Annotated in this window: 1 pseudogene; it reads right to left on the bottom strand. The window is 51.4% G+C overall.

The features are described from left to right. Positions 1-122: 122 nt before the first annotated feature. Positions 123-247: pseudogene (locus I3J13_RS25920) on the bottom strand (IS5 family transposase); the annotation flags it as partial.

Here is a 247-nt window from a genome sequence, read left to right as displayed (position 1 = left end):
CTTGTCCAGAAATGGCTGTAAAAATGCCGAAAGCTCCGTATCCCAATCTGCCATATCGCGCCCCCAACGAAGAGAGCACAGATCATCTCAAACCAGCCTTGCCCGAATCTGCCAAAGTAATGCTAGGTCCTGTTGACAAAGTATGGCAACCATATCTTTGCAGCGGCTAGGGCAAGGAATGCTGAGAAGGATTTTCGTGTCTTGTCGTATCGGGTCGCGACGCGACGGAACTGCTTGAGGCGGTTGA

It is taken from the genome of Agrobacterium leguminum (genome assembly GCF_015704895.1).
In the GTDB taxonomy this organism is placed as follows: domain Bacteria; phylum Pseudomonadota; class Alphaproteobacteria; order Rhizobiales; family Rhizobiaceae; genus Agrobacterium; species Agrobacterium leguminum.
Note: the sequence above shows the minus strand (reverse complement) of the source record. Positions and strands in the feature narration are given on the sequence as shown.